General features: G+C 65.5%; 15 protein-coding genes. 8 read left to right on the forward strand and 7 right to left on the reverse strand.

The window, feature by feature from the left end; genetic code table 11:
• Nucleotides 1-73 precede the first annotated feature (73 nt).
• Entirely contained in the window at nt 74-1,282 is a 1,209-nt protein-coding gene (locus tag HTUR_RS09400; RefSeq protein ID WP_049941869.1) for an aminotransferase class I/II-fold pyridoxal phosphate-dependent enzyme, read from the forward strand.
• The gene (gene bioD, locus HTUR_RS09405; RefSeq protein ID WP_012943086.1) at nt 1,279-1,962 is read left to right on the forward strand and encodes a dethiobiotin synthase; all 684 of its coding nucleotides are present in this window, start codon (nt 1,279-1,281) and stop codon (nt 1,960-1,962) included. Before HTUR_RS09400 ends, bioD begins: the two co-directional genes overlap by 4 nt.
• A gap of 44 nt (nt 1,963-2,006) precedes the next feature.
• On the opposite strand, the gene HTUR_RS09410 is transcribed toward bioD, so the two are convergent.
• From HTUR_RS09410 to HTUR_RS09425, 4 genes are all read right to left on the reverse strand, one after another.
• Complete coding sequence (locus HTUR_RS09410; RefSeq protein ID WP_012943087.1) at nt 2,007-2,207, reverse strand: hypothetical protein; 201 nt, start codon at nt 2,205-2,207, stop codon at nt 2,007-2,009.
• 111 nt (nt 2,208-2,318) lie between these two features.
• Nucleotides 2,319-3,812: a replication factor C large subunit gene (locus tag HTUR_RS09415; RefSeq protein WP_012943088.1), complete on the reverse strand. Its 1,494-nt coding sequence runs from the start codon at nt 3,810-3,812 to the stop codon at nt 2,319-2,321.
• 128 nt (nt 3,813-3,940) lie between these two features.
• Nucleotides 3,941-4,606 (reverse strand): hypothetical protein, encoded by a 666-nt coding sequence (locus HTUR_RS09420; RefSeq protein ID WP_148225331.1) that lies wholly within the window; start codon nt 4,604-4,606, stop codon nt 3,941-3,943.
• A complete protein-coding gene (locus HTUR_RS09425) occupies nt 4,599-5,243 on the reverse strand; it encodes a hypothetical protein (protein WP_012943090.1) in 645 nt (214 codons plus the stop codon). Before HTUR_RS09425 ends, HTUR_RS09420 begins: the two co-directional genes overlap by 8 nt.
• A gap of 391 nt (nt 5,244-5,634) precedes the next feature.
• Here HTUR_RS09425 and HTUR_RS09430 point away from each other — a divergent pair, with 391 nt between their 5' ends.
• The 3 genes from HTUR_RS09430 to HTUR_RS09440 all read left to right on the forward strand — a co-directional run bounded on the left by HTUR_RS09430 (nt 5,635) and on the right by HTUR_RS09440 (nt 8,907).
• Nucleotides 5,635-6,402, forward strand: a complete 768-nt coding sequence (locus tag HTUR_RS09430; RefSeq protein ID WP_148225332.1) for a hypothetical protein — start codon at nt 5,635-5,637, stop codon at nt 6,400-6,402.
• A gap of 120 nt (nt 6,403-6,522) precedes the next feature.
• Nucleotides 6,523-8,064 (forward strand): hypothetical protein, encoded by a 1,542-nt coding sequence (locus tag HTUR_RS09435; protein WP_012943092.1) that lies wholly within the window; start codon nt 6,523-6,525, stop codon nt 8,062-8,064.
• A gap of 96 nt (nt 8,065-8,160) precedes the next feature.
• The gene (locus tag HTUR_RS09440; protein WP_012943093.1) at nt 8,161-8,907 is read left to right on the forward strand and encodes a competence/damage-inducible protein A; all 747 of its coding nucleotides are present in this window, start codon (nt 8,161-8,163) and stop codon (nt 8,905-8,907) included.
• On the opposite strand, the gene HTUR_RS09445 is transcribed toward HTUR_RS09440, so the two are convergent.
• Nucleotides 8,908-9,186, reverse strand: a complete 279-nt coding sequence (locus HTUR_RS09445) for a DUF7521 family protein (protein ID WP_012943094.1) — start codon at nt 9,184-9,186, stop codon at nt 8,908-8,910.
• A gap of 61 nt (nt 9,187-9,247) precedes the next feature.
• Complete coding sequence (locus tag HTUR_RS09450; RefSeq protein ID WP_012943095.1) at nt 9,248-9,598, reverse strand: ArsR/SmtB family transcription factor; 351 nt, start codon at nt 9,596-9,598, stop codon at nt 9,248-9,250.
• A gap of 284 nt (nt 9,599-9,882) precedes the next feature.
• Here HTUR_RS09450 and HTUR_RS09455 point away from each other — a divergent pair, with 284 nt between their 5' ends.
• The 3 genes from HTUR_RS09455 (at nt 9,883) to HTUR_RS09465 (ending at nt 11,988) form a co-directional block, all read left to right on the forward strand.
• Nucleotides 9,883-10,083 (forward strand): DUF7835 family putative zinc beta-ribbon protein, encoded by a 201-nt coding sequence (locus HTUR_RS09455; protein ID WP_008895190.1) that lies wholly within the window; start codon nt 9,883-9,885, stop codon nt 10,081-10,083.
• Nucleotides 10,084-10,721: 638 nt separating this feature from the next.
• Nucleotides 10,722-10,937, forward strand: coding sequence for a hypothetical protein (locus tag HTUR_RS09460; RefSeq protein ID WP_012943096.1), 216 nt, complete (start codon nt 10,722-10,724; stop codon nt 10,935-10,937).
• A 52-nt stretch (nt 10,938-10,989) separates the two neighbouring features.
• Nucleotides 10,990-11,988 (forward strand): ornithine cyclodeaminase family protein, encoded by a 999-nt coding sequence (locus HTUR_RS09465; RefSeq protein WP_012943097.1) that lies wholly within the window; start codon nt 10,990-10,992, stop codon nt 11,986-11,988.
• Nucleotides 11,989-12,060: 72 nt separating this feature from the next.
• Here HTUR_RS09465 and HTUR_RS09470 read toward each other — a convergent pair whose 3' ends face one another.
• On the reverse strand, nt 12,061-13,716 hold the full coding sequence (locus HTUR_RS09470; RefSeq protein ID WP_012943098.1) for a potassium channel family protein: 1,656 nt from the start codon (nt 13,714-13,716) through the stop codon (nt 12,061-12,063).
• Between the last annotated feature and the right edge of the window lie 12 nt (nt 13,717-13,728).

The raw sequence follows: 13,728 nt of genomic DNA on the forward strand, positions 1-13,728 counted from the left end.
AGCGAGCGCCGGGAACGACCGCGCTGAACGGAACCGTGAGAGTCATACCATGGCACTGTTACCCTTTAGCCGAATGGAAGATCGCGGGTTCGACCTCGAGGGCCGACTCGACGACCTCGAGGACGCCGATCTGAAACGCACGCTGTCGCCCGTCGACCGGGTCGCCGAGCGGGGCTATTTCGCCCCGCCCTCGGGGAGCGAGCTACCGGTTCTCGACTCGACCGAAGCGCTGGTCTTTGCCTCGAACAATTACCTGGGGCTGACCGACGATCAGCGCGTCGAGAACGCCGCCCGACAGGCCGCCGCGACCGTCGGCACGGGCGCCGGTGCGAGTCGGCTGGTGACCGGCGATACGATGGTCCACCGGGACCTCGAGCGCCAGCTCGCCGAGACGAAAGGCGCCGAGCGCGCGCTCGCCTTCTCCTCGGGGTACGCCGCCAACGTCGGGACGATCACGGCCCTCGAGCCGGACGTGATCTTCTCCGACGAGTACAACCACGCGAGCATCATCGACGGCTGTCGGCTCGCGGACGCCGAGACGGTCGTCTACGACCACTGCGACGCCGCGGACCTGCGATCGAAACTCGAGGAGCGGGCCGACCGCGACGGCGCGAGCGAGGAGTCATGGCTGCTCGTCACCGACTCCGTGTTCAGCATGGACGGCACCGTCGCGCCTCTCGAAGCAATCTGCAACGCCGCCGAGGCCCACGGCGCGTGGGTGATGGTCGACGAGGCCCACGCGACCGGGCTCTACGCCAACGGCGGCGGGGTCGTCCAGGCGGAGGGTCTCGCGGATCGCATCCACATCCAGTTGGGGACGCTCTCGAAGGCGCTGGCGAGTCAGGGCGGCTACGTCGCGGGCAGCGAGGACCTGATCGAGTGTCTCGTCAACGACGCCCGCTCGTTCGTCTTCTCGACCGGCCTCGCACCGCCGGCCGCCGCCGCCGCCAGCGAGGCGCTACACATCGCTCGCCATAGCGACGTCCGCGAACGACTCTGGGAGAACGTCGCCCATCTCCGGGACGGCCTCGAGTCGATGGGCCTGGAGGTACTGGGCGACTCGCAGATCCTCCCCGTCATCGTCGGCGATCGAACCGATGCGCTCGCGCTCGCGGAGGGCGTGCGAGAACGAGACGTCGTCGCGCCCGCGATCAGGCCCCCCACCGTCCCCGAGGGGACCAGCCGCATCCGTGTCGCTCCGATGGCGACCCACGACCGCGACGACATCGTCGCCTGCCTCGAGGCGTTTCGGGCGACCGGGGACGAACTCGGACTCCTATGACCGACCCCATCGCAGTCGTCGGCACCGGAACCGGAATCGGAAAGACCGTCGTCACCGCGGGGATCACCCGCTGGTTTCGCGAGCGAGGCGTCGACACCCGAGCGATCAAACCCGCCCAGACGGGGCATCCGCCGGACGACGACGCTGCGTTCGTCGCCGACGCCTGTGGGGACTCGGAGGCGGCGACCTGTCCCCGCTATCTCGAGCCCGCGCTGGCGCCGCGCGTGGCCGCCGAGGTGGACGATGCGGAACTCTCCTACGACGAAATTCGAACGGCCTGCGAGGACGCCGTCGCCGAGACGCGCGCGCCGATCGTCGAGGGGATCGGCGGCCTCCGCGTCCCGCTGGCCGGCGACCGCGAGGTGATCGACCTCGTCGCTGACCTCGAGGCGACGGCCGTCGTCGTCACCCGGTCGGGGCTGGGCACGCTGAACCACACCGCGCTCTCGATCGAGGCCTTAGAGCGCCGCGGCGTCGACATCGCGGGGATCGTCTGCAACGAGTACGCCGGTGCGACGGTCGCCGAGCGGACGAATCCCGCCGAACTCGAGCGCATGACCGGCTACAGTGTCGAGACGGTGCCGCCGCTCGACGGCGAGTCGCCGGCGGCGTTGGCCGCCGGTGTCAGTGACGCGCTCTCTACGTCGTTCCTCGAGGGACTCTCGAGTGCGGGCGACTGACTCTCGGCTTGGTTCGCTGACGCGGGTAGAACAGAACGGGACCCTCAGTCGGCCGACGGCGCCTGTCGGTCCTCTCCGACGACCGCCGGATCGCCGTCGACCCGGCTCCCGGCGCCGGCGTCGTGCAGGTCGACGAACTCGGCGACGATCTCCGACTTCCGGTGTTCGACCTCGAGGTGAACCCGGAGGCTCGTTCGATCGTCGTACGTCTCCGTACAGAGGGGACAGGGGCGTTGGCCAGTCATTCGGTCGGTCACCGAAAGTAACTGTCGTCGTTCTCCGAAGTAATAGTGACGGTCGTACTATGTATTGATATGTCGCCCTCGAGGATCGTTCCGAGAGCCGGAACGGCGGCGTTACATAAAGTCGCTGAGCCCCGACTGATCGTCGTCGGGTTCGGCGTCATCGGTGTCCGGCTCCGACTCGGCGGTCGTCGCGTCGTCGGTAGAGCCGGCCGCCGCGAGGGTCTCCTGACCGTCGTCGCCGCTCGAGTCCGTGGCGTCGGGCTCGTCGCCGTCGTTCGCGTTCTCCGCCCCGTCTCCGGCGTCGAAGAAGGCACTTCCGGAGTGTTCGACGGTCTCCTCGGTTCGCAGCTCTTCGGCTTCCTCGACGATGGACTCGACCTTGTTGGTGTCCTTCCCGCTGCCGGTGACGAACGAGACTTCCTTCTCGTCGAGTTCGTACACCGCGGCCATTCGGACCGTCAGATCGCGGTTCTTGCAGTGGTGGGTCATCGCTGAGAGGAACGGGAGGATCTCCCGCCGGGCGGTCGCGACGCTGGTGCCCTCACGTTCTGCGATGCGCTCCGCGATGGCGTCGCGGGTGTTCCGGGTGCCCTTGGTCCGGCCGAGTTTCGACCAGTAGCTCGGCGGCCCGTAGCGGGTCCAGCCGCCTTTGGGCTCGCGGCGGGAGGCGGCGACCCCGGCGGTCATGTTGTCGGTCGCGTAGCGCCAGTAGGAGTAGTCCTGGGTCGCCCGTACGCGGCCCAGCCAGCGGTCGGCGTTTGCGAGGAATTCGTAGGCGTCCGCGAGTTCGCCGCCCGCGTAGTCCTTGGGAACGTTGTCCTCGATCCAGTTCAGCATCTCGTCGGGGTTCTCATCGACATCGTACGACGCGCGAAGGGCGCCCTCGGCGTCTTCCTCCTTGATGAGCGCGTCGAGGAAGTCGAAGATCCCCTCCGTGGTGTCGCGCTGGCCGGTGACGACGTCTTCGACGGTCAGTCGCTCGGCCTCCTCGGCGACCGCCTGCAGGTCGTTGACCGCCGACCGCAGGTCGCCGCTGGTGTCCTCGGCGATCTTCTCCAAGGCCTCCTCCTCGAACTCGACGTCCTCGCGCCGGCAGATATCGCGCAACACGGGGACGATCGAGCGCTTCGAGACGTCGCGAAATTCGATGGTCTCGCAGCTGTTGCGCAGCGACTGACTCATGTCGTAGAACTCGTTGGCCACGAGGACGATCGGCTGGTTGGCGTCCTTGACGACCCGCGTGACCTCGGCCGAGCCGCCGTAGTCGGCGTTGCCGTGGAAGTTGTCCGCCTCGTCTAAGATCACCAGTCGCCGGCCGGCCTCACCGCCCGTGAGCGTGCCGCTCTTCGAGGCCTCGCCAGCGATGCGCTCGATGACGTCGGCCCCCCGGCTGTCGCTGGCGTTGAGCTCCATCACCGGCCACCCCATGTCGCCGGCCAGCGCGTGGGCCGCGGAGGTCTTCCCCACGCCCGGACTCCCGTGGACGATCACCGCGTCCCGGTGGCCGTCCCACGTCTCGGCCCACTCCTCGAGTTTGTCGCGGGCCTTGTTGTTTCCGCGTACCTCCGACAGCGTCGTCGGGCGGTACTTCTCCGTCCAATCCATTGAGGGAGCATTGGTTCGACCCGCGTTTAGTGGTTGCGGGTCTACCATCAATGCCGTTCGCCGAATCAGACCGCTTGGTTCGATTCTGAGACGACTCCGCCGAAGTGGGGCTCGTTCATACTGGGAAGTCACACAGGCGTGTCGGGCAGTGGCTCTACACGGCCGGCCGGGTCAGACTCGTTCCGAAGGAGGTAACCGATGCCCACGTGGGCAAGTGCTTGTCCCCCGGAGAGGACGACGGCTGACCAAGCCATACGGGCCTCCGAGAACAGTCCGAACTGGGCGAAGAGAGCAGCCTGTACGAGCATCACGCAGAAGACGGCAGGAGGGGCTAGCAGGAGCAGACCGAGGTACCGCGAGTGGATTCCGGTCCGAAGGCTGGCAACGCCAGTCCCGACGTATGCCAGAATCATCGCGACACCCGACAGGAGGATGATGGCACCCCCGAACGCACCTATCTCTTCGAGTGCAGGGAGAATTCCGGCGGCCTCGATGAGAGCGAACACCGTGATTAGTAACCACCCTACCGCGGCGACCGCTGCTCCGGCGGCACTGACGCGCGCCAGTCGAGGGACCCGGTCAGCGAGAGCCGGATAGATCCCGAGCAGACCGACCATTGCCAGGAAAAATCCGGGAGGTCCGAAGATGTCTTCCGGGGCGGATATGTCCGTGAGAGCCTCATAGCCGAGGAGCGCCGCGAAAACGACCAATGACGCTCCGGCGACGAGGAACGCCGTCGGACTCCACTGTTCGAGCGATTTCCCTCGGGTCGTACCGGTGGTCATATCAGCCATGGCGGACCTCCCCCGGAGCGGGCTCGAGACGGCCGGATAACTGAGGACTGGACCGGAGAACGTACCCGATGGCTAGCATCGCCAGCGCGTCGCCGATGACAATAGCGAGGGTGAGCGTCGCGGCTTCCAGCCCTGCGACGAACCTGAGGATGTTCGTGGCGACCAGAATGGCCGGAACGAGCAGGAGGACGCCGAGCGTTCGGGAATAGGCATCGGTCCAAAGACTGGCGACACCGAACGCGACGAACCCGAGGACGCTCCCAACCAACACTCCCGGGATGAAGAACACACCAATCGAATCGAACTCCCCGGCCAGGATCCCTACGTAATCGACGAGCGATACCACGGCCATGACCGCGAAGGTCACCACGCCGATACCGGCGAATACGACGCCAGCGCGGGACAGCCAGCGACTCCGGTCGGCAAGCCCGGGATACAACCCGAGCAATCCGATAAGCGCGCCAGTCCATGCAGCCCCGACGAACGCTTGGCCCAGGACGAGAAAGCCTTCTTCGCCCGTGACGATGTTCGTCGCTACGATGGCTGCGTCGACGACCATCAGGAGACCGGCGACTAGAAACGCCGTCGCGCTCCATTTGGCGAACGACCCCCATTGTGGTTTGGTAACACTCGCCATAGTGTAGCTCCGCAGACTGAGACGATAGTTTTTTCGATTCGTTAACAATATTCGAAATATCACACACGGTGGTTCGTGATACGGTCGCGTTCGCTCTTGCCGTCGTCCCTACGGCCTCGGAGAGTTGACCGGCGATCGGACTCGTCATTTAACTTTGACGGGATGCTTACTTGCTGTGGTAAGTGAGGAGGGAGACCGAGGCGAGGACCACTGTATTAGAGGTACATCGATTGTATATTGGTTATATCACAATTTCCGTCCAGTCGGTCATCGTGACGTCCTTGGGGTGTTCGGCGTGTAGTGGTTGGGGAGGGCACGTACGGACGCCATGCCATCGTCGGCGACGAACCTGACGCCAAGCAGTAAGCGGCTCGAGACCGAATCTCACGACATGGAGGATCACTCGAGCCACGGGTCGAACGACGCGAATCGGGGGGACGCACCGCCGGGACACGCCGCGCTCGGCGGGCTGGCGCTGGCCGCGAACGGACTCCGTCTCGAGCCGTCGGAGACGCGGTTCGAGCCGGGAACGCCGGCCCACTGGACGTTCCGCGTCACCGACGGGGACGGGGACGTCGTGACCGAGTTCGAGGAGGTCCACGGACGGCCGAGCCATCTCGTCGTGGTTCGGCGGGATCTGACCCGGTTCCAGCACCGCCATCCGGAACTGCAGGCCGACGGAACGTGGCTCGTCGAAGACCTCGCGGTGCCGGATCCGGGCGTCTACCGCGCGTTCGTGGACGTCGTCGTCGACGGACACCCGACCACGCTCGGCTTCGATCTGCTCGCATCCGGGACGGGGACGCACGACGCGCGCCCGGACTCGTCGCGCCGCGCGTCGGCGGACGGATACGAGGTCGAACTGCTCGCCGGCGACGTCACCGCCGGCGAACGCGAGCGACTGTCGTTCGCGGTCCGACGCGACGACGATCCGGTGCCGGAACTCGAGGCGTACCTCGGTGCGCGCGGTCACCTCGTCGCGCTCCGCGAGGGCGACCTCGCGTATCTGCACGTCCATCCCGAGGCGACGGCTCCCGACAGCGGCCGCGTCGAGTTCGAGGCCCGATTCCCGACCCCGGGTCGGTATCGGCTGTTCTTACAGACCAAGCCGGAGGGGAACCTGATCACGGCGCAGTTCGACGTTCGCGTCGATCCGTAGCGCCGATTCGGCGCGTCGGAGCGGCCGGTCACCGTCGCGGCGATAGCAACGGGACGCGGCGCAGGTTCCGGCGGACGGTCACACCCCGGTTTGATGCAACTGGCTCGAGTCGGTTCCGTAATGGCGGATCCCGTCGCCCTCGTCGCTCGGTCGCTGGCCGACGAGACCCGACGCGAGTTCGATCGGCGCGTCGATCAGCAGGCCGCCCAGCTCACCGACGCCCTGCGGGCCGGCCGGCTCGACAGTCCCGGCTTCGGACTGGGGCTCGAACTCGAGGCCTACGCCGTCGACGAGGCGGGACGTCTCGCTCGCGTCCCGGACGCCGTCTTCGAGGGCCGCTGCGAGCGGGAACTCGGGCGACACAACGTCGAGTTCAACACCGAACCGACGCCGTTCGACGGGTCGGGTATCGCCGTGCAGGCGGCGCAACTCGAGCGTCGCGTCCGGAAGGCGCAATCGGACGCCGAAGCGGACGGCCTCGAAATCGTGCTGGACGCGATGTGGACGCGACCGCCGCCGGAGGGCGCTCGCGAGTACCTCGCGGCCACGACGGAGCGCGAGGGCGTGGCGCTCGCCGAGAACATGACGGAATCGGCGCGATACTACGCGATCGACAACGACGTGCTGGCGCGAACGGGGGGCGAAATCGCGCTCTCGGTGCCGGGCGTCGAGGAGACGTTCCCGTCGCTCCTGTTCGAGTCGCTAACGAGTTCCGTCCAGCCCCACGTCCAGATCCCCGACGTCGAGGCGTTTCCACGGTACTACAACACCGCGCTCGGGACCCTCGGTCCGGTGCTGGCGCTCGCGACGAACTCGCCGCTGTTGCCGCCCGATCTATACGATTTTGAGAAACGGGACGAGTCCGCCGGTCCCACTGATCCGTACGCGCTCCTCGAGGCGACCCACCACGAACTCCGGATCCCGGTGTTCGAACAGTCCGTCAATCGGGCCTGGGAGAAGGTTCGCGTCCCCCGGCGGATCGAGCGCACGACAGACGCCATCGACAGGCTCGTCGCCGACCAGACCTGTGCACCGTTCCTCCGCGAGTGGCTCGCCGACGGCGATCGAGAGGAGTTCGCCGATCGGTTCTGGGAACTCGACCACAAGCGCGGGACCTACTGGCGGTGGCTCCGCACCGTCGTCGGCGGCCAGCCGGTCGCGGAGGGGGATCGCTGGTCGGTCCGACTCGAGTACCGACCGCTGCCGACCCAGCCGACGGTCGCCGAGACCGTCGGCCTCCAGTGTCTCGTCGCCGGCCTCCTCCGCGGGCTCGTCGGGGCCGCCCATCCGATCGCGACCCTCGAGCGCGAGGCCGCCGCGGCGAGTTTCTACGACGCGGTCGCGAACGGTCTCGAGGCCGATCTCGCGTGGATCACCGCCGACGGCGATCGCACATCCGATCGGGACGTGATATACGACGAACTGTTCGCGTTCGCGCACCGCGGCCTCCGGGAGCAGGGCGTTTCCGACGGGACGATCGAGACGTATCTCGGCCCCTTCGAGGCCCGCTGGCGCGAGCGAACGACGCCTAGCCGCTGGAAACTCGAGCGCGTACGGGACGAGCTCGATGCGGGCGAGCGGTTCGCCGATGCGGTCCACGAGATGCAGGCCGCGTACGTTCGTCGAGCGGGAGCCGGCGAGCCGATAACGCAGTGGTCCTGATCGCGGCGCTGGTACGGGTTCGGGATCGGCGATCCGGCGTCGCGACGACGGTTCCGCGGGCGGAGCGGCTAACTGACTCGAGGTCGAACGGCGGCTATGCACGTCGCGATCGTCACCGTCGGCGACGAGTTGCTGGCCGGAGCGACGACGAACACGAACGCCTCGTGGCTGGCCGAGCGGATCACCGAGCGCGGGAGCACCGTCGATCGCATCCTGACGATTCCCGACGACCGAGCGCTGATCGCTGACTACGTCGCCCGCTGGAACGACGCCTTCGACGCCGTGATCGTCACCGGCGGGATCGGCGGCACGCCCGACGACGTGACCGTCGAAGCCGTCGCGGACGGCCTCGACCGCGAGTTCGTCGTCTTCGATCGGATTCGAGAGCGGTTGTTCGAGAAGGCGGCCGAGTTCCGCGACGAGAATCCGGACCTGGTCGAGGAGTACGACCTTGAGCTCGATCTCGACGCCGCGGCGTCGCTGCCCGAAGGCGCGACGCCGATCGCGACCGACGCGGGCTGGGCGCCGGGCTGTATCGTCGAGAACGTCTACGTCTTCGCCGGCATCCCCGACGAGATGCGGGCGATGTTCCACGCGGTCGAAGACGAGTTCCGGGGCGACGCCGTCGCCGAGACGATCTACACGCCCGCTCCCGAAGGGTCGCTGCACGAGGTGCTCGAGGAGATCACCGAGGCGTTCGACGTCAGCGTCGGCAGCTATCCGCGGGGCGAGAATCGGCCGGGTCGGATCCGCGTGCGAGGGACCGACGAGGCGGCCGTCACGGACGCGATCGCCCGGCTCGAGGAACGCGTCGAGACGACCGAGCCGCCGTCGACCGAGTAGTCACCGGTACAGCGAGACGTAGAGCATGCCGAAGCCGACGATAAACGGTACCGTCTCGACGACGCGAAACAGCGTCATCGGATCGGGGAACTGCGAGACGATCGTCGTGAATCCGACGCCCATACTGAGAAACGCGAAGCCGATGAACGCGGACTCGAGGCGCTTGGACTGGCGTTGGCGGTAGGACTGGAAGCTGATGAGCGTCAGCCCGAGCGAGAGCGCGAAGACGGCCATCTGCATCACCATGAGCAGCGCCTGACTGAGCCCGGCGACGGTCATCGGGCCTCACCGACGCGCCGAGCGGGTGTCGCTGTGTCTCCTGTCATGCTGTCTCGAGTCGCTATTTCACGCCGAGTTCGTCCCAGAGCTGGGAAAACCGGTCGGGGAGGTTCTCCTCCCGGAAGATACGAACGTCGTACTCGTCGTCGTCGAGCGAGATGACCGTGCTGTTGAAGTTACACGTGTACTCCTTGTAGTGGTTCCCGTCGTCCGCGACGAGGGTGCGATACTGGATGAGATCGTTCGCTTCGAGGAGTTCGAGGCGGCGATAGATCGTCGGTTGGGAGAGATCGAGCCGTTCGGCCAGCTCCTTCGCGGAGCCGGGTTCGCGGCTGATCGAGGCGAGGACGGTCCGGGCGTGCTCGTCCCCGATCGTGTTGAGAATCTCCTCGATGGAGGATTCGTCGTCCATACGTGACCGCTTTGGAGATTCATTGCTAAAGGTTTTCCGAGTAGAAGAGACTGTATCTGTGATTGATATATCGTATCGCCCGTCACCGTCTTCGCTCGAGGACGGTGTGAAACGATCGCAACAGCGTCGTTTTCGCCGACGAACCGACTGGGTTCGATTCGTCTCGAACTGTCACCGCGAGCGTCACGTCGCGTTTTCAATTTGCGAAAACACCTATATATACCCCTTCTCCCGCTCCGCAGTCGCTGTCAACGATATATGCGGATGCAGTGTGAGAACCGGGTATGGCAACGACGAACGGCGTATCAGACGGGATGACCGAACCGTGTGCCGTCTGCGGAACCGATACACTCCACGAGATTTCGATCCAGCTGATAACCGAGGGCGACGATGACGAAACCGCTCAGTACTCCCGCGAACCCTACCGCGTCCGCGAGTGCTCACGCTGTGGCAACCGCGAGAGCAAGCGGATGAACAACGCGTGACGTAACCGATGGGGCGCTGACCGGTCGGTCGCGTCGATTCGCTTCGGCTCGAGGATTCGATTCGCGACCATCTGAAGCCTGGCGACGACGAGACGAGTTATTCTCCCGGTTGGCGACCGGGACTGTTCGTTCGGCTCCCGACGTGATTTCGCTGGGTAGTAGCGTACTGCAGATCGCGTACTCCGCCTTTTCCGTCGTTCCGCGAACCGGGCATCGTCGACCGTTCGGTCGGCCGTCTCGAAGACGACGAACGTCTTCGATTAGTTCCGGCTGGCCACCCGTCAGTGGGTTCCGTTTCGGCTGGTCGGTTCCGTGACGTATCACAAACAGAATACACTGTCTCGAGGAGGTGACAAAAGCATGGACGATAATTATATATAGACACTGTCTGTATTTGCTTCGATTGGTTCAGTGCCCCACTCTCGTCCTGCGATTAGCAACGTGGGATGTTGAAATAATATAACCTGTATTATCGTAACTAGTCGGGAACGCGGCCAACCTATCGATTTCGAGACGCGCGATAATGAACTCATAAGTTATGCGAATCCAGCACGCTATATACGGATGAGAAATAGATCCAGTATCGGCTAATTATGGAAAACGCTTATATGCCTATTCCTCATATCATAGTATAGATTATGACTGGATATTACGACATTGTTCTCGGCCTCATCCCAGTCGCACTGCTCGGCATTACCGCAGCCCTCTCGCTCGTGGGACTCTCGTTGACGGCTGCGGTGCCTGTCGGCGCGTTCGTCGCGATGGCGATCATCGGGCACGCGATGTTCGTCAACACGCCCGCAGACGGTGCGGACGAACCCAAGTCCACGCGGCCGCCGATGAACGCCGACTGATCTCCGTCTCGTCTCCCCGGTTTTTATCTCCGCTCGCGTTCCGTTTTCGTTCATGACTGCGACCCTGTTTCTCTCCAGTGAGGACGTCAGTGACCTCGCGGCGCCGGCCGACTACGTCGACGCCGTCCGCGAGGGCTACCGCCAGCGCGGTGAAGGCGCGCCGGCCCAGCCGCGGTCGAAGTTCTTTCGTGCCGATCCCGAGGGGATGCTGACGAGTTACGCCGCCGTGCTCCCCGAAACCGGGGCAATGGGCGGCTACATGTACAGCGCCGGCTTCGGCGCCGGAGACGCGTGGTTCATGACGCCGCTGTTCGACGCCGCCAGCGGTGCGCCGCTCGCGCTGCTCGACGGCGCCAGCATGAATCCCCACAAGACCGGCGCGGCGGGCGCCGTCGCTGTCGACGAACTCGCACGCGAGGAGGCGGACACTCTCGCGGTCATCGGCAGCGGCGCGCAGGCGCGGGGCCAACTGCGCGCGACGGCGACCGTCCGCGACTTCGCCGAGATTCGGGTCTACTCCCCGACCCCCGAGAACCGCGAGGCCTTCGCGGCCGACTTCGACGACGACCTCGAGGCCGACGTCCGGGCCGTCGACTCGAGTACGGCCGCCGTCACCGGCACAGACGTCGTCATCACGGCGACGAAAGCCAGCGAGCCGGTCTTCGACGGCGACGACCTCGAGCCGGGCACCCACGTGACGGCGATGGGCCAGTACTCGCCGGACAAGCGCGAGGTGGACACGCGGACGGTCGAGCGGGCGACCTACGTTCCCGACCTGCGAGAGCGGGCAACGTTCGACTCGGGTGAGTTCATGACGGCACTCGAGGAGGGGGCCGTCACCGAGGACGATATCCACGCGGAACTGGGTGAGGTCGTCGCCGGCAAAGAGCCCGGACGGACGAGCGACGACGAGATCACGCTCTTCGACAGCGGTGGGACTGGCATCGAGACCGTTGCCGCGGCGCACATGCTCTACGAGCGCGCCGAGCGCGAGGGCCGCGGGCAGACGATCGAGTTTGCGCCCGCGAGCGAGGCGCTGACCGGCGACTGAACGGCTGGTCGGGTACCTCTTCGTTGTACGAGAGCAGACTCACTTCCGTCGAATCGAGGGTCCATTCCGCGGTCATGACGTAGCGACCGTTCGCTCGAACTGTTGGATCGCGCGGTCGCTCCCCGCGACGATCACTTCGTCGTCGGCCTCGATAATGATGCGTTCGTCGGTACGGACGGTACCGTCGCGCTCGACGCCGACCACGGTCCATCCGCGCTCGGTGTTGCGACGAGCGTCTGCCAGCGACTCGCCGGCGAAGGGGGCCGCGTCGGCCTGAATCAGTCGGATTTGACTCGTCGGAGCCATCACTCGTTCACCGTAAACCTCTGCCGCGACCAGTCGAGCGGATATCTGCTGGGTGGAGAGAACGTAGTCGGCACCCGCTCTGAACGCCGGCTTCGTCTTCTCCCTATCGGTCACCCGCGCGAGAATCTCGATTCCGCTAGAGAGCGAACGGGCGATAGCGATCGTTAACAACGCGACCGAATCGTCATCGACGGTGACGATCAGCGCCGAGGCGTCATCGGTGTCGGCTTCGCGGAGCGTTTCGGGTTCGGTGACGTCTCCGACGATGTCTGGATCCAGTTCCGCTGATTCGTCGATAGTCGTCACCGAAACGTCCTCCGGAAGCGCTTCGGCCGCCGCGGTTCCGCCCTCTCCGTACCCGGCGACGATGATCTGTGAGGGGGATCGGATGCGGCGCGACCGGACGCCCGCGATCTCGTTCGTTATTTCGTCGAGTTCGCTCTCCGGACCCGCGACGACCAGAACGGTATCGGGGGCGAGTTCGTCGTCGGGCGACGGCGGCAGACGCAGTTCCCCGTGGAACCAACCGGCGACCAGCGTCAGGTTCGGATGGTTCGCGATCGGTGAATCGCGCACCCGAACGCCGTGAAGCGGACTGTCTCGCCTGACGAGTATCTCGCTGACGTCGACCTCGTCCTCGTCGGACCAGTCCCTCGAGAGGGGGATCGTCGCCTTCTCAGCCAGTCGCTGGCCGATCAGTGCGTGCGGGGCGACGCTCCGATCCACCCCGACTTCCGCGAGCGCGGCTTCTCTGCGCGTCGACTCCGTGAAACTGACCACCCGCAGCTCCTCGTTGGCCTCCAGCGCGGTCAGGACGATGCTCGCGGTCCTATCGGCGGCGTCGGTGATGAGCAGCGACGCTCGCTCGATATCGGCACGCTCGAGGTCGTCCCGATCCTCGGGGTCGCCGTTGATAGCCTGATAGCCGTCATCCGAGAGGCGTTTCGCTTCCTCGTCGTCCGATTCGATGAGAACGTAATCGATGTCGAGTTCTTCGAGTTCGTCGAGGAGCAGGTCGGTATCGCGCTGGTACTCAGCGATGACGACGTGGTCGTTCTTGGTCGTGAGGCGGTCGTCGAGGTTCAGCGGCGTCCGCTCGAACAGCGGGATGACCAGGACGCGCAGCGTAACGAAACCGATGACGACCCCGGTCACCTGGATCGTCACCATCAGCACGTTCATCGCCGGCGTCGCCCAGGGCGAATCCGCGCCGTACCCGGTCGTCGTCATCGTCTCGACCACGGTCTGGAACGATCGGAAAACGGACTGGGGACGGTTTTCGAGCGCTCGCATCCCCCAGTTGTAGATACCGGTGTAGAAGAGGACGACCGAGACGAGACCGACCACGAAGAGCACCAGTAATCGCTGGCGTTTCGTGAGATCGCGCGGATGCAATCCCTCGATATCTCTGAGTTCGCGCATTCGGTACCCTCC

It is taken from the genome of Haloterrigena turkmenica DSM 5511 (genome assembly GCF_000025325.1).
Lineage (GTDB): Archaea > Halobacteriota > Halobacteria > Halobacteriales > Natrialbaceae > Haloterrigena > Haloterrigena turkmenica.

What these genes read in the sequence shown, in the direction of transcription:
- HTUR_RS09415 (WP_012943088.1), bottom strand. Translation starts at nt 3,812, where the DNA reads ATGGATTGGACGGAGAAGTACCGCCCGACGACGCTGTCGGAGGTACGC.
- HTUR_RS09445 (WP_012943094.1), bottom strand. Translation starts at nt 9,186, where the DNA reads ATGACCGTCGCCGGGCTCAGTCAGGCGCTGCTCATGGTGATGCAGATG.
- HTUR_RS09410 (WP_012943087.1), bottom strand. Translation starts at nt 2,207, where the DNA reads ATGACTGGCCAACGCCCCTGTCCCCTCTGTACGGAGACGTACGACGAT.
- HTUR_RS09425 (WP_012943090.1), bottom strand. Translation starts at nt 5,243, where the DNA reads ATGGCGAGTGTTACCAAACCACAATGGGGGTCGTTCGCCAAATGGAGC.
- bioD (WP_012943086.1), top strand. Translation starts at nt 1,279, where the DNA reads ATGACCGACCCCATCGCAGTCGTCGGCACCGGAACCGGAATCGGAAAG.
- HTUR_RS09440 (WP_012943093.1), top strand. Translation starts at nt 8,161, where the DNA reads ATGCACGTCGCGATCGTCACCGTCGGCGACGAGTTGCTGGCCGGAGCG.
- HTUR_RS09465 (WP_012943097.1), top strand. Translation starts at nt 10,990, where the DNA reads ATGACTGCGACCCTGTTTCTCTCCAGTGAGGACGTCAGTGACCTCGCG.
- HTUR_RS09455 (WP_008895190.1), top strand. Translation starts at nt 9,883, where the DNA reads ATGGCAACGACGAACGGCGTATCAGACGGGATGACCGAACCGTGTGCC.
- HTUR_RS09470 (WP_012943098.1), bottom strand. Translation starts at nt 13,716, where the DNA reads ATGCGCGAACTCAGAGATATCGAGGGATTGCATCCGCGCGATCTCACG.
- HTUR_RS09420 (WP_148225331.1), bottom strand. Translation starts at nt 4,606, where the DNA reads ATGGCTGATATGACCACCGGTACGACCCGAGGGAAATCGCTCGAACAG.
- HTUR_RS09460 (WP_012943096.1), top strand. Translation starts at nt 10,722, where the DNA reads ATGACTGGATATTACGACATTGTTCTCGGCCTCATCCCAGTCGCACTG.
- HTUR_RS09400 (WP_049941869.1), top strand. Translation starts at nt 74, where the DNA reads ATGGAAGATCGCGGGTTCGACCTCGAGGGCCGACTCGACGACCTCGAG.
- HTUR_RS09430 (WP_148225332.1), top strand. Translation starts at nt 5,635, where the DNA reads ATGGAGGATCACTCGAGCCACGGGTCGAACGACGCGAATCGGGGGGAC.
- HTUR_RS09450 (WP_012943095.1), bottom strand. Translation starts at nt 9,598, where the DNA reads ATGGACGACGAATCCTCCATCGAGGAGATTCTCAACACGATCGGGGAC.
- HTUR_RS09435 (WP_012943092.1), top strand. Translation starts at nt 6,523, where the DNA reads ATGGCGGATCCCGTCGCCCTCGTCGCTCGGTCGCTGGCCGACGAGACC.